We start from the raw sequence: 12,647 nt of genomic DNA, 5'->3' as shown, positions 1-12,647 counted from the left end.
CTCTGGTAGGTGTCGACCTTGGTCGACACGGTGGGTGCGGAAAAATTCTTGCCCATGAAAAAGCCCGCCTGATATGGCGGGCTTTTCGTTTGCAACCCTGGCGTGGCGATCAGGTCCAGCCGAACAGCTCGAACAGCTTCAGGATCAGGTACGCGCAGCCGCCTGCCGCCGGGATGGTCAGGATCCAGGCCCAGACGATGCGCTCGATCACGCCGAACTTCAGCGAGCGCGGGTTCTTGGCGAAGCCGACGCCCATGATCGCGGTGGAGATGCTGTGCGTGGTCGAGACCGGCATGCCGAAGTGGGCCGCCAGGGTCAGGATGGTGGCCGAGCTGGTCTCCGCGGCGAAGCCGTGGATCGGGTGCAGCTTGACCATCTTGTGGCCCAGGGTCTTGATGATCTTCCAGCCGCCCGAAGCGGTACCGGCCGCCATCACCACCGCGCAGGTCAGCACGATCCACATCGCGATGCCGTCACCGGCATGCGCGTCCGGGTGCATGAAGGCCAGCCAGGACGGCAGGTCGTTCAATGCGCCGGTGGCTTCGGCACCGATCAGGGTCATGGCGATGATGCCCATGGTCTTCTGCGCGTCGTTGTGGCCGTGGGCGAAGCCCATGTAGGCCGCCGAGGCGATCTGCGCCTTGCCGAAGAAGGCGTTGACGATGCGCGGACGCGCCAGGCGGCCGATGGCACCACCGATCTTGGCCAGGCCGGCGATCAGCGCCCACAGCAGCACCATCACCACGATGCCGAGCAGGAAACCGGCAATCGGCGAGGTGATCATCGGCACGAACACCTTCCACAGCAGGCCCTTGTTCTGCGCCCAGCTGCCCAGGCGCTCGGACCAGATCAGCGCGTCCCAGTTGTTGTGGGCGGCAGCCAGGCCGGCGCCGCAGAGGCCACCGATCAGGGCGTGCGAGGACGAGGACGGCAGGCCCTTCCACCAGGTGATCAGGTTCCAGATGATGCCGCCCAGCAGGGCGCACAGGATCACCTGCGGGGTGACCTCGACCACGTTGGTGTTGAGCAGGCCCGAGGCGATGGTCAGCGCCACCGCGGTACCGGTCAGTGCACCGATGAGGTTCATGAAGGCGGCCAGCATCACCGCCCAGCCGGGCGAGAGCACCTTGGTCGCCACCACAGTGGCAATGGAGTTGGCAGTGTCGTGGAAGCCGTTGATGAACTCGAAGACGAGCGCGGCCAGGATCACCACCAGGACAAGGGTCAACATGCGGCGGCGTCCGTCAGCTGTTCTTCAACACGATCTGGTACGCCACCACGCCAGCCTCGCGGCAGCGGTCGATGGCCTTTTCCAGGATCTCGAAGAATTCCTTCAGCAGGAACATCTGCAGGTTGTCCAGGCGGCCCGAATAGATGTCGCGGTACAGCTCGAGCATCAGGCGGTCGGCCTCGTTCTCCAGCGAGCGCAGCTTCTCGTTGAGCGCGGTCATCCGGTCCAGGTTCATGTGGCGCAGATCGGCCACCATCTCCACCACCACGCCGGCGGCCTGTTCGAGCATCGCCGCGCGCGGCGCGAAGTCGATGTGCTCCAGGTGCGTCGTGGCCAGCGAATAGCGGTCGGCGAACTTCTCGATCTGCTTGGGAATCTTGTACAGCGCCGAGCCCAGCGCTTCGATGTCTTCGCGCTCGATCGGGGTCATGAAGCTGTCCACCAGCGCCTGGCTGATCTTGTCCGAGGCCGCGCGTTCGCGCAGGCGGGCCAGCTTGAAGGCGTCCAGCGCGGGCTGGCGGTCGGCCTCGCGCAGCATGGAATGCAGCGCCTTGGCGGCGTCGGAAGCCGCGACGGCAGCCTCATCGAGCAGGGTGTAGAACTGTTTGCCGGAACCGAAAATGGTCTGCAGAGAGAACATTGAGAAACCTGTCAGCCGTCGCGGGAAGGACGGCACCAGACGGAATTATGACGGCTAGATGACCATCACGGGTATCCCCGCCCCCTTTCGAGGCCTTGGAACCCCCAACCTGAACAGGCGGTTGCCACCCTGCCATGCCCCTTTGCTAAGATGCCAGCGCGCCTTCGGGCGCACCTTATGGACGACGACCCTTATCCCCCTGCGCCGCGCCGGACCCCGTTCCTGAGCGCCTGCCGCCATCGCCAGCACCCGCCCTCCCTGCCACCAACCGGGGACGACGCCCGTGTTTGAAATGATCCTGATTGTCTTCGCGCTTGTTCTGCTGAACGGCTTCTTCGCCATGTCCGAGATGTCGGTCATGACCTCGCGCAAGAGCCGCCTGAAGCAGATGGCTGCCACCTCCAAGCGCGCGGCCAAGGCACTGGAGCTGTCCGAGAAGCCGGAGAGCTTCCTGTCCACCGTGCAGATCGGCATCACCGTCATCGGCGTGCTGACCGGCTACCTCGGCGGTGAGGCGTTGGGCGAGGCCTTCGCCGGCTGGATCCAGGGGCTGATGCCGGGGTTTGCGTACGCGGGCAACATCGGTACCGCGCTGGCCGTCAGCCTGATCACCTTCATCACGCTGATCTTCGGCGAACTGGTGCCCAAGCGCCTGGCGCTGACCCGCTCGGAGGCCATTGCCGGCCTGGTCGCGATGCCGATGAGCTGGCTGGCCAAGCTGGCCCTGCCCTTCGTCTGGCTGCTGTCCAAGACCACCCAGCTGGTGCTGCGCCTGTTCGGCCTGGGCAAGGACGAAGTCGCCTCGGTGACTGAAGAAGAGATCCGCATGCTGGTGGCCGAGAGCCACGAAGCCGGTGTGATCGACGCCCACGAGCGTGACATGATGAACCGCGTCATGCGCCTGGGCGACCGCACCGCCGACAGCCTGATGACCCCGCGCAACCGCATTGCCTGGCTGGACACCCAGGCCGGGCTGGAGCGCAACCTGGAAATCATGGCCGAGCACGAGTTCTCGCGGTACCCGGTGTACCGCGACAACGACATGGACGTGGTCGGCGTACTTGAATTGAAATCGCTGGCCACGCGCATGGCACGCGGCGACAACGCGCTGTTCCAGACCTTGCGCGAACCGCTCTACGTGTCCGAATCGACCCACGCGATGAAGCTGCTGGAGATCTTCCGCGAGGAACAGCAGTCGATGGCGCTGGTGGTGGACGAGTACGGCGAGATCCAGGGCCTGGTGACCATCAGCGACCTGATGGGCGCCGTGGTCGGCCGCCTGCAGGCGGTGGAGAATGCCGATGAAGATGCGCTGGTGGTGACCCGCGAGGACGGTTCGCTGCTGGTGGATGGCTCGCTGCCGATCGAAGACCTGCGCGAACTGATCGGCAGCAACGAGCTGCCCGATGCCGAGGACGGCGATTACTACACCCTGGCCGGCATGTGCATCCACTACTTCGGCCGCATCCCGCACGCAGGCGAGTACTTCGACTGGGCCGGCTGGCGCTTCGAAGTGGTCGACCTGGACGGTGCGCGGGTGGACAAGCTGCTGCTGCGCACGCTGTCCGACGAGCAGGCCGATGAGCTCACCGCCTGAGGCCGGCCAGGGTCCAGGCGCCGAGCGCCCGGCCTACCGCAACGAGGGCATCCGCACCCTGCTGGAGATGTTCGCTTCCGGCGACCCCGCCGAGCACATGCCGCTCGGCCAGATCCTGAGCAACCTGCAGCAGAGCGCGTTCGGCGTGTTCCTGTTCGTGGCGATCCTGCCCTCGTTCATCCCGATCCCGGGCATGGGTGGCGCGGTCAGCGGCCCACTGGTGATCCTGATCGGCCTGCAGATGCTGTTCTGCCTGCGCCGGCCGTGGCTGCCCGGCTTCATTGCCCGCCGCGGACCCAAGCGCGGCACCATGCACCGTTTCCTGGACCGCATCGACCGCCCACTGCGGCGCCTGGACAGGATGCTGAGGCCACGCCTGCCGCAGCTGTTGACGCCCCTCCCCGCCCACGCCTTCAGCGGCCTGCTGCTGGTGCTGCTGGGCCTGCTGCTGTCGTTGCCGATTCCCTTCACCAATTTCCTGTTCGGCTTCCAGCTGCTGCTGTTCTCGCTGGCGCTGCTGGAACGCGATGGCGCGCTGATGCTGTTCAACTGGATCGCCGCGTTGGCGGCGATCGCCTTCTTCGGCTTCAGTTCGGGGCAGCTGGTGGGTTACACGGTGGACCTGTTCCAGCGCTGGTTCTGAACCGGAATCCGGTAGAGCCGGCCGCTGGCCGGCTGCCACGTTTCCAGGTCTGCCGGCCAGCGTCCGGCACTACCAATACCGGACATCGATCCTCACCGAAGATCGATGAAGCCATTGTCGGCCAATTGCGCCGGCTCGTCCTGCACCGCCGACAGCACGAAATTCAACGCCTTGCCCAGCAGCGTGCCCGGACCATCCCAATACTCGGCCGAGTCGGCCCGCACGTGGATCAGGCGCAGGTTCGGGTCGTCCTTGCCGCCCGGGAAAAACAGTTTCATCGCCGGCGACCACAGTTCCTCGATCTTCGCGCGGTCATCAACGATGCGCGCGCGCCCTGCCACCGATACGTAGGTGTTCTTCGACGGCGAGGCATAGGCCACGTTGACGTGCGGATCAAGCGCGATCTCGGCAACCTTCGGGCTGTCGGCGGTGATGACGAACCACAGGTCACCGTCGAAGGTGACCTGCTGGGTGGCCAGCGGCCGGCTGTAGAGTCGTCCGTCGACGCCGGTGGTGGTGAACATCGCCACCTCCACGTCCTTGATCAGTTCGGCCAGCTGGGCGATGTGTTCGGCGCGGGTATCCGCCATGGGAGGCTCCAATGGGAAGAGCCCCCATCAGACCCGTCGCGGCTGCAACGGGCCGTGACGCCATTGTTCAGCCCGCGTGGCGGGCATGCCAGGCCTGCATCGCCAGTTCGAACGAACGCAGGCGCGCACGGTGGTCATGCAGGTTGGCGGTGAGCATCAGCTCGTCCGGCGAGTGCCGCTCAACGAACGCGGCGATGCCATCGGCCACCTGCTGCGGATCGCCGAGCACGGTGCAGGCCAGGGCCCGCTCCACGCCGAGCTTTTCGTGCGGCTCCCAGAAGGCTTCGATGTCGTCGATCGGCGCCGGAATCTTGCCCGGCCGGCCGCGGCGCAGGTTGACGAAACTCTGCTGCTGGCTGGTGAACAGGCGGCGCGATTCGGCCTCGCTGTCACTGGCGACGACATTCAGGGCCAGCATCGCGTGCGGCTGCTTCAACGTGGCCGAGGGGCGGAACTCGCGGCGGTACACCGCCAGCGCCTCGTCCATGGCATCGGGCGCGAAGTGCGAGGCAAACGCATAGGGCAGGCCCATCGCGGCGGCCATGCGCGCGCCGAACAGGCTGGACCCCAGGATCCAGGTCGGCACCCGCAGGCCACCGCCCGGAACCGCCTGCACCGCCTGCCTGGGCTGTACCGGCTCGAAGTAGTGCAGCAGTTCGCGCACGTCCTGCGGGAACTGGTCGGCGCTGTCGAAGTAGCGGCGCAGTGCACGCGCGGTGGGCTGATCGGTGCCCGGCGCACGGCCGAGGCCGAGATCGATGCGGTCCGGATACAGCGAAGCCAGCGTGCCGAACTGCTCGGCCACCTGCAGCGGCGCATGGTTGGGCAGCATGATGCCGCCGGCACCGACGCGGATGCGCCGGGTGCCGCCCGCGACGTGGCCGATCAGCACGGCCGTGGCCGCGCTGGCGATGCCGGGCATGTTGTGGTGTTCGGCCAGCCAGTAACGGCGGTAGCCCAGCGCATCGGCGTGCTGGGCCAGTTCCAGCATGTTGGCGAAGGCGGCGGTGGTGTCACTGCCCTCGCAGACCGGGGCCAGGTCAAGGATCGACAACGGGATCATCAGCGGTTTTCCGTCTCAGTATCCCCCCTGCATGGGGTCGGCCAAGCGCAGCGGCCAGTGACGGTGGCGGGATGCTGATTCCCGCGGAGCCGGTTCAGGGCCTGCCGGACCGTGTAGAGCCGAGCCCATGCTCGGCTGCTGTTGATCAACAAAAGGCAGCCGAGCATGGGCTCGGCTCTACAGAAGCGTGTCAGAACGCGCTGGGGCGCGGCTCCGGCAGCGGCTGGTCGACCATCGGCTTCAGTTCGGCATCCAGCGCCACGCGCTCGTCGAACACGAAACAGCGGCCTTCATAACCTTCGCCGCCGACCTCCTCGAAGTAGCCGAGGATGCCGCCATCGAGCTGCAGCACGTTGTCCATGCCATCGTTGGCCATCCACAGTGCGGCCTTCTCGCAGCGGATGCCGCCGGTGCAGAAACTGACCACGGTGCTGTCCTTCAGTGCCTCGCGATGCGGCGCCAACGCCTCCGGCAGGTCGGTGAACTTGTGGATGGGCAGTACCAGCGCATCCTTGAAGGTGCCGTACTCCACTTCCTGCAGGTTGCGGGTATCGAGCATCACCACCGGCTTGCCGGCGTCATCGTGGCCCTGCCGCAGCCAGCGCTGCACGGTGGCCGGATCGACCGCCGGTGCACGCGGATAGTCCAGCGGCTGGCCGTCATCGCGGCGGAAGCTGATGATCTCGTCCTTCACCTTGGCCTTCAGCCGCGCGAACGGCTGGTGCTCGCTCAGGCTGGTCTTGACCCGCATCCCGGCAAAACGCGCATCGGCATGCAGCGCGGCGTAGAAATCCTCGACCGCCTCCGGCTCACCGGCCAGGAACAGGTTCAGTCCCTCGCCCGCCACCAGGATCGTGCCCCGCAACCCGGCCGCCTGGGCACGCGCCAGCAGCTGGTCGCACAGGGCCTGGGGGGCGTCGATGACGGCGAAATGGTAGGCAGCGGTGTTGGCGATCATCCTGCCATTTTAGCGCCTCCAGCCCGCACAGACAGATTCAGGGGGTCAGAGCCTTGCACGGCAGAGGGATCCGACCCCGGCAGCCACCCTCCCACTGAAGCCCGGCTTTTGACGTTGCCGTTGCCGTTGCATCGGCGGGTGCCGGGTGCAACCCGGCCAGAAGCCCCTTACCCCCGCAACAGCACGAACGGCAGCAGCACCAGCGCCGCCGCAGCGGCCATGCCCAGCAGCACCAGCACCACGAACACCGGCCGCCGCCGGAACAGGCTGCCAAAGGTCTCCGCCGTGCCATCCCGCAACGCCTGCTCACGCTCGGCCCGCACGCGCGCACCGCGCGCCGCCTGGTACCCGGCCATCAGCGCCTTCGCGCGCGGATGATCGGCGTCCTCGCGCAGCCACAGGCCACCGTTGGAAATACCCCAGGGGCTGGGTTCGGTGCGGTACCAGGCGATGCCGTGCTGGTCGAGCAGCGTGCAGACATCGGCATATTCGTCGTCGCCGACATTGCGCAGATTGAGCAGGAGTTTTGCCATGCCGCCATGATACCCGGCGCCGATGCGCTACCCTTGCCGCCCTCGCCCTGCGCCCTTCTGGAGACACCCGATGCGCCGCCTGCTGCTTCCCCTGCTGCTGTCCCTCGCCGCCGCTGGCTGCTCGAGCGAGCCCTCCGGTCCGCCGCCGGGCGGCACCCTGACCACCTTCGAGCGCATCGATACCGTCGCTGGCACCGGCACCGAAGCCGTTCCCGGCAGCAAGGTCACCGTGCACTACACCGGCTGGATCTACGACAACCGCACCGAAACCAAGCACGGCAAGACCTTCGACAGCTCCTTCAAGCACGGCCAGCCGTTCACCTTCGCGCTCGGCGCCGGCCAGGTCATCCGCGGCTGGGATGAGGGCGTGGCCGGCATGAAGGTCGGCGGCAAGCGCACGCTGATGATCCCGCCGGATTACGGCTACGGCGACCGCCGGGTCGGGCCGATTCCGGCCGGTTCGTCGCTGGTGTTCGATGTCGAGCTGCTCGATGTCAAGCCGTAATACCGCATTGCCCCATCGGGTCGCCGTCATCGGCGGTGGCCCGGCCGGCCTGTTCGCCGCCGAGCGCCTGCGCGCCGCGGGGCTGGACGTGGACCTGTACGAGGCCAAGGGCTCACCCGGCCGCAAGTTCCTGATCGCCGGCAAGGGCGGTCTCAACCTCACCCATTCCGATCCGCGGCCGCTGTTCGACAGCCGCTACCGCGAGCAATCCACGGCCGTGGGCCGCTGGCTGGATGGCTTCGACGCGCAGGCGCTGCGCGACTGGGCTGCCGGCCTTGGCGTGGAGACCTATGTCGGCAGCTCCGGCCGCGTGTTTCCGGTCGACCGCAAGGCTGCGCCGCTGCTGCGCGGCTGGGTGCGCCGACTGAAGGAACAGGGCGTGCGCCTGCATGCCAACCACCGCTGGATCGGCTGGGGCAACGACGGCGCGCTGCGCTTCGCCACCGAAGCCGGCGAGATCGATGTCCACGCCGATGCCAGCGTGTTGGCGATGGGTGGCGGCAGCTGGCCGCAGCTGGGCAGTGATGGCGCCTGGGTCGCCCCCTTGCAGGCACGAGGCGTGGACATTGCGCCGCTGCAATCGGCCAACTGCGGCTTCGACATCGACTGGACGCCGTTCTTCGCCCAGCGCAATGCAGGCGCACCGTTGAAGCCGGTGGTCGCGCACTGGCTCGACCTGGCCGGACAACCGCAGTCGCTGCAGGGCGAATGCGTAGCCAGCGAGTACGGCATCGAAGGCAGCCTGATCTACGCGCTGGCCGCAGACCTGCGCGAGACCATCAACCGTGATGGCCATGCCATGCTGTGGCTGGACCTGGTACCGGGACGCGATGAAGCACGCCTGCTGGCCGATCTTTCGCGGCCGCGCAAGGGTCGCAGTTTTGGTGAGCATCTGCGCCGCCAGGCCGGCCTGGATGCGGTGAAGGCCACCCTGGTGTTCGAGATCCTTGGCAAGGATGCGGGCCACGACCTGCCTGCCGTGGCTACCACGCTCAAGCGCCTGCCGTTGCGCCTTCTGCGTCCACGGCCGATGGCCGAGGTGATCAGCACTGCCGGCGGCGTGCGCCTGGATGCGCTGGATGATGGCCTGATGCTGCGGGCAGCACCCGGCGTATTCTGTGCCGGCGAGATGCTGGACTGGGAGGCCCCCACGGGGGGCTACCTGCTGACGGCGTGCTATGCCAGTGGCCTGCGCGCCGCCGAGGGCGTGATCGGGTGGCTGGCTGGGCGGTGACACCCGCATTGTGGAGTTTAGCCATGCTCAACTGCCTTTGATTCAGGCGATGAAGCAGTCGAGCATGGCTCGACTCTACAATCCCCGGGCGCTCACCACGGCCTGCGCATGCTCACCGAAGCCAGCGCCACGCCGCTGGGATGCGGGTAGGCTTCCTCCCGCACGGCAATGAATCCCTGCCGTTGGTAGAACGGCACGGCGTTTAGCGAGGCTGACAGCACCACCTCGCGCTCACGATCGGCCATCGCCAGCAGACGCTGCATCAGCGCCTGGCCGATGCCCGTGCCGCCACGATCCGGATCGACGAACAGCGCATCGACTTCATTGGCGTCGGTATCAAACACGCCGAACCCGAGCAGGACACCCTGCCCGTCCTCGGCCACCACGCAGCCTCCCTGCCCCAGCAGCCGTGCGTACTGCGACGGCGGCGGCGAAGCAGACCACGGATCGATCACCTCCGCCGGGTAATGGCTGCTGCACGTCTCGCGAACGCAACGCGTGCGCAGTGCCCACAGCGTGGCGACATCGTCGATGGTGCCGGTCCTGAACCGCATGACATCCCCCTGTAGAGCCGAGCCCATGCTCGGCTCGGCTGTTCTTCGTTCCAACATCGCGATGAGAGAAGCAGCCGAGCATGGGCTCGGCTCTACAGCAACACATTATCGCGACTTGCTGGCGCGCAGCGCCTGGATCTTCGGCGGCGGCTGGAACGAATCGCTGCGTGCATCGGCCCAGAATGCATGGAACACCGCATGATCCGGCACCTTGTGCAGCAGCTCGCCCGGTTCCAGGTAGCGGTACAGCGACGCCAGCGAGCGGATCTCGACAGGCGAAACACGACGCAGGATGTGCTCCGGCCCCAGTTCGGCCGGATCGTTCAGGCCGGCCGCACACAACAGCTCCTTCAGGGCGTGCAGCGTGTGCTCGTGGTAGCTGTACACGCGGGTGGCCTTGTCCGGTGCATCCAGGTGCTTCCAGCGCGCCCGGTCCTGGGTGGCGATGCCGGTCGGGCACTTGTCGGTATGGCAGCTCAGCGACTGGATGCAGCCCAGCGCGAACATGAAGCCACGGCCGGCATTGCACCAATCGGCACCCAGCGCGATGGTGCGCGCGATGTCGAAGGCGCTGGTGATCTTGCCCGCCGCGCCGATGCGGATCCGCTCGCGAAGGTCCAGGCCGACCAGCGTGTTGTGCACCAGCAGCAGTGCTTCGTGCATCGGCACGCCGACATGGTCGACGAACTCCGCCGGTGCTGCGCCAGTACCGCCTTCGGCACCGTCGACCACGATGAAGTCCGGCAGCAGGCCGGTTTCCTGCATCGCCTTGGCAATGCCGAACCACTCCCACGGGTGGCCGATGGCCAGCTTGAAACCGACCGGCTTGCCGCCGGACAGTTCGCGCAGACGGGCGACGAACTGCAGCAGTTCGACCGGCGTCGAGAACGCCGAGTGACGCGACGGCGATACGCAGTCCACGCCCATCGGCACGCCACGGGTGACCGAGATCTCAGCGGTCACCTTTGGCGCCGGCAGCACGCCGCCATGACCGGGCTTGGCGCCCTGCGACAGCTTGATCTCGATCATCCTGACCTGATCATGGGTGGCGTTGGCGACGAAGCGCTCTTCACTGAAACCGCCCTTTTCGTCACGGCAACCGAAGTAGCCCGAGCCGATCTCCCACACCAGATCGCCGCCCATCTCGCGGTGGTATGGCGAAATCGAACCTTCGCCGGTGTCGTGGTAGAAGCCACCGCGCCGCGCGCCTTCGTTCAGTGCGCGGATCGCGTTGGCCGACAGCGAGCCGAAGCTCATCGCCGAAATATTGAACACGCTCGCCGAATACGGCTTTGCACAATTGGCGCCGATCAGCACGCGGAAATCGTGCTTGGCGATGGCGGTCGGCGCCAGCGAGTGGTTGATCCACTCGTAATCCACCGCGTAGGTGCTGCGCAGGGTGCCGAACGGCACCGTGTCCATCTCGTTCTTGGCCCGCTGGTAGATCAGTGCACGCTGCTGGCGCGAGAACGGCACGTCCTCCAGGTCGCTCTGCACGAAGTACTGGCGGATTTCCGGACCGATCGATTCCAGGCCGTAGCGGAAGTGCGCCATCACCGGATAGTTGCGGCGCAGCGTGCTGCGCTTCTGCAGCAGGTCCCAGGTCCCCAGTGCCACCATCGCGGCGGTCAGGCCGACGCCCCAGTACCAGGCCGGCCAGATCGTGGCCAACCACAGGCAGATGGGGAACATCAGGATGGCGAGCAGGTAGACGATATACCGGTGCATGGCGTTCCTTGGTTGCAACTGCCTGCGAGTCTACCGTGCTGCCCGCCGCCCGGGTTTACAGGCGATCGTCAACCACGTTGCGTGGCCAGGCCGATTTGACGTCGTAGACCAGGCCGCCCGGCGCCAGCAGCGACCGGATACCGGCCTCGTCCATCGCCTTGAAGCGGGCATGGGCAACCGCCAGCACCACCGCGTCATAGGCCCCTGCCACGGGTTCGGCCAGCCACTGCACGCCCTCATCGGCCAATGCCGCCGGGCCGACCCAGGGATCACTGACCTCGACCTGAGCGCCGGCATCACGCAGGCGCTGCGCCAGCTCCAGCGCGCGGCTGTTGCGCAGGTCCGGGCAATCCTCCTTGAAGGTCACACCGAGCACCAGGATGCGCGACTGCACTGGTTCGCGGCCGCGTTCGGCCAGCATCGCCAGCACCCGCGACGCCACATGCTCACCGACGCGGTTGTTGACCTGCCGCGCGGTGTGGATCAGGTCCGGGTGGTAGCCCACGCTCTCGGACTTGTGCAGCAGGTAATACGGGTCCACGCCGATGCAATGGCCGCCGACCAGGCCCGGCCGGAATGGAAGGAAGTTCCACTTGCTGCCGGCGGCATCGAGCACATCCTGGGTATCGATGCCCAGCCTGTCGAAGATCAGCGCCAACTCATTGACCAGCGCGATGTTCACATCGCGCTGGATGTTCTCGACCACCTTGGCCGCCTCGGCCACGCGCATCGATGGCGCGGGGAACGTGCCGGCGGCAATGATGCGCTGGTACAGGCCATCGATCACCGCAGCCACTTCCGCTGTCGACCCCGAGGTGATCTTGCGGATGTCGGCCAGGCGCCGCTGGCGGTCACCGGGACTGACCCGCTCCGGGCTGTAACCGCAGTAGAAGTCTTCGTTGAAGCGCAGGCCCGAGCCTTCTTCCAGCAGCGGCACGCAGACTTCTTCAGTGGTGCCGGGGTACACCGTGGATTCGTAGATCACCAGGTCACCCGCGCGCAGATGGCTGGCGATCAGCCGCGTCGCCGAACGCAACGGCTCCAGATCGGGCTGCTCATAGGCATCGATCGGCGTCGGCACGGTGACGATGTAGACGTTGCATGCATCAAGCAAGGCCGGATCGCTGCCGTACTGCAGCTGCCGAGCACTGGCCAGCTCGTCGGCCTCCACCTCCAGCGTATGGTCCTGGCCATCGCGCAGCTCGGCGATGCGATCGGCATCGATGTCGAAGCCCAGCGTCGGCCAGTGCCGACCGAAGGCCACCGCCAACGGCAGGCCGACGTAGCCCAGGCCGATCACCGCAAAACGCGGGGTCTCCGCTGCCGCAAGGGACGCGCTCACTGGCATGTCCCGCGCAACGGCATGCATGC

General features: G+C 66.7%; 13 protein-coding genes. 4 read left to right on the top strand and 9 right to left on the bottom strand.

Features of this window, described 5'->3' with window-relative positions:
• Positions 1-109: 109 nt before the first annotated feature.
• Complete coding sequence (locus VG561_RS06645; protein WP_014646691.1) at positions 110-1,231, bottom strand: inorganic phosphate transporter; 1,122 nt, start codon at positions 1,229-1,231, stop codon at positions 110-112.
• A gap of 13 nt (positions 1,232-1,244) precedes the next feature.
• Positions 1,245-1,871 carry a DUF47 domain-containing protein gene (locus VG561_RS06640; protein ID WP_004152833.1) on the bottom strand — a complete coding sequence of 209 codons (627 nt, stop codon included), beginning with the start codon at positions 1,869-1,871 and terminating at the stop codon, positions 1,245-1,247.
• Positions 1,872-2,163: 292 nt separating this feature from the next.
• Here VG561_RS06640 and VG561_RS06635 point away from each other — a divergent pair, with 292 nt between their 5' ends.
• Both VG561_RS06635 and VG561_RS06630 read left to right on the top strand, forming a co-directional pair.
• On the top strand, positions 2,164-3,468 hold the full coding sequence (locus VG561_RS06635) for a hemolysin family protein (protein WP_032959200.1): 1,305 nt from the start codon (positions 2,164-2,166) through the stop codon (positions 3,466-3,468).
• Positions 3,452-4,111: an exopolysaccharide biosynthesis protein gene (locus VG561_RS06630; RefSeq protein WP_014646689.1), complete on the top strand. Its 660-nt coding sequence runs from the start codon at positions 3,452-3,454 to the stop codon at positions 4,109-4,111. Before VG561_RS06635 ends, VG561_RS06630 begins: the two co-directional genes overlap by 17 nt.
• A 92-nt stretch (positions 4,112-4,203) precedes the next feature.
• Here VG561_RS06630 and VG561_RS06625 read toward each other — a convergent pair whose 3' ends face one another.
• From VG561_RS06625 to VG561_RS06610, 4 genes are all read right to left on the bottom strand, one after another.
• Positions 4,204-4,701 (bottom strand): pyridoxamine 5'-phosphate oxidase family protein, encoded by a 498-nt coding sequence (locus VG561_RS06625; protein WP_014646688.1) that lies wholly within the window; start codon positions 4,699-4,701, stop codon positions 4,204-4,206.
• A 67-nt stretch (positions 4,702-4,768) separates the two neighbouring features.
• Positions 4,769-5,764, bottom strand: a complete 996-nt coding sequence (locus tag VG561_RS06620; protein ID WP_423179481.1) for an LLM class flavin-dependent oxidoreductase — start codon at positions 5,762-5,764, stop codon at positions 4,769-4,771.
• 190 nt (positions 5,765-5,954) lie between these two features.
• On the bottom strand, positions 5,955-6,722 hold the full coding sequence (locus tag VG561_RS06615; RefSeq protein WP_046429896.1) for a sulfurtransferase: 768 nt from the start codon (positions 6,720-6,722) through the stop codon (positions 5,955-5,957).
• A 167-nt stretch (positions 6,723-6,889) separates the two neighbouring features.
• Positions 6,890-7,255 (bottom strand): DUF6164 family protein, encoded by a 366-nt coding sequence (locus VG561_RS06610; RefSeq protein ID WP_197621231.1) that lies wholly within the window; start codon positions 7,253-7,255, stop codon positions 6,890-6,892.
• 70 nt (positions 7,256-7,325) lie between these two features.
• On the opposite strand from VG561_RS06610, the gene VG561_RS06605 reads away from it, so the two are divergent.
• On the top strand, positions 7,326-7,760 hold the full coding sequence (locus tag VG561_RS06605) for an FKBP-type peptidyl-prolyl cis-trans isomerase (protein ID WP_014646684.1): 435 nt from the start codon (positions 7,326-7,328) through the stop codon (positions 7,758-7,760).
• Complete coding sequence (locus tag VG561_RS06600) at positions 7,747-8,994, top strand: TIGR03862 family flavoprotein (RefSeq protein WP_075076749.1); 1,248 nt, start codon at positions 7,747-7,749, stop codon at positions 8,992-8,994. The genes VG561_RS06605 and VG561_RS06600 overlap by 14 nt, the downstream gene beginning before the upstream one ends.
• A 92-nt stretch (positions 8,995-9,086) precedes the next feature.
• Here VG561_RS06600 and VG561_RS06595 read toward each other — a convergent pair whose 3' ends face one another.
• From VG561_RS06595 to VG561_RS06585, 3 genes are all read right to left on the bottom strand, one after another.
• Entirely contained in the window at positions 9,087-9,548 is a 462-nt protein-coding gene (locus tag VG561_RS06595; RefSeq protein WP_329768063.1) for a GNAT family N-acetyltransferase, read from the bottom strand.
• Between the two features lie 105 nt (positions 9,549-9,653).
• Complete coding sequence (locus VG561_RS06590; RefSeq protein ID WP_014646681.1) at positions 9,654-11,276, bottom strand: FMN-binding glutamate synthase family protein; 1,623 nt, start codon at positions 11,274-11,276, stop codon at positions 9,654-9,656.
• Between the two features lie 55 nt (positions 11,277-11,331).
• Positions 11,332-12,618, bottom strand: a complete 1,287-nt coding sequence (locus tag VG561_RS06585) for a nucleotide sugar dehydrogenase (RefSeq protein WP_014646680.1) — start codon at positions 12,616-12,618, stop codon at positions 11,332-11,334.
• Positions 12,619-12,647 lie beyond the last annotated feature (29 nt).

It is taken from the genome of Stenotrophomonas sp. CASM110, from assembly GCF_049384345.1.
Taxonomy (GTDB): Bacteria; Pseudomonadota; Gammaproteobacteria; order Xanthomonadales; family Xanthomonadaceae; genus Stenotrophomonas; species Stenotrophomonas muris.
This window is presented reverse-complemented; position numbering and strand designations above follow the sequence as displayed.

Excerpts from the sequence above, each read along its gene's own strand:
- VG561_RS06645 (WP_014646691.1), bottom strand. The coding sequence starts at position 1,231 with ATGTTGACCCTTGTCCTGGTGGTGATCCTGGCCGCGCTCGTCTTCGAG.
- VG561_RS06640 (WP_004152833.1), bottom strand. The coding sequence starts at position 1,871 with ATGTTCTCTCTGCAGACCATTTTCGGTTCCGGCAAACAGTTCTACACC.
- VG561_RS06635 (WP_032959200.1), top strand. The coding sequence starts at position 2,164 with ATGATCCTGATTGTCTTCGCGCTTGTTCTGCTGAACGGCTTCTTCGCC.
- VG561_RS06630 (WP_014646689.1), top strand. The coding sequence starts at position 3,452 with ATGAGCTCACCGCCTGAGGCCGGCCAGGGTCCAGGCGCCGAGCGCCCG.
- VG561_RS06625 (WP_014646688.1), bottom strand. The coding sequence starts at position 4,701 with ATGGCGGATACCCGCGCCGAACACATCGCCCAGCTGGCCGAACTGATC.
- VG561_RS06620 (WP_423179481.1), bottom strand. The coding sequence starts at position 5,764 with ATGATCCCGTTGTCGATCCTTGACCTGGCCCCGGTCTGCGAGGGCAGT.
- VG561_RS06615 (WP_046429896.1), bottom strand. The coding sequence starts at position 6,722 with ATGATCGCCAACACCGCTGCCTACCATTTCGCCGTCATCGACGCCCCC.
- VG561_RS06610 (WP_197621231.1), bottom strand. The coding sequence starts at position 7,255 with ATGGCAAAACTCCTGCTCAATCTGCGCAATGTCGGCGACGACGAATAT.
- VG561_RS06605 (WP_014646684.1), top strand. The coding sequence starts at position 7,326 with ATGCGCCGCCTGCTGCTTCCCCTGCTGCTGTCCCTCGCCGCCGCTGGC.
- VG561_RS06600 (WP_075076749.1), top strand. The coding sequence starts at position 7,747 with ATGTCAAGCCGTAATACCGCATTGCCCCATCGGGTCGCCGTCATCGGC.
- VG561_RS06595 (WP_329768063.1), bottom strand. The coding sequence starts at position 9,548 with ATGCGGTTCAGGACCGGCACCATCGACGATGTCGCCACGCTGTGGGCA.
- VG561_RS06590 (WP_014646681.1), bottom strand. The coding sequence starts at position 11,276 with ATGCACCGGTATATCGTCTACCTGCTCGCCATCCTGATGTTCCCCATC.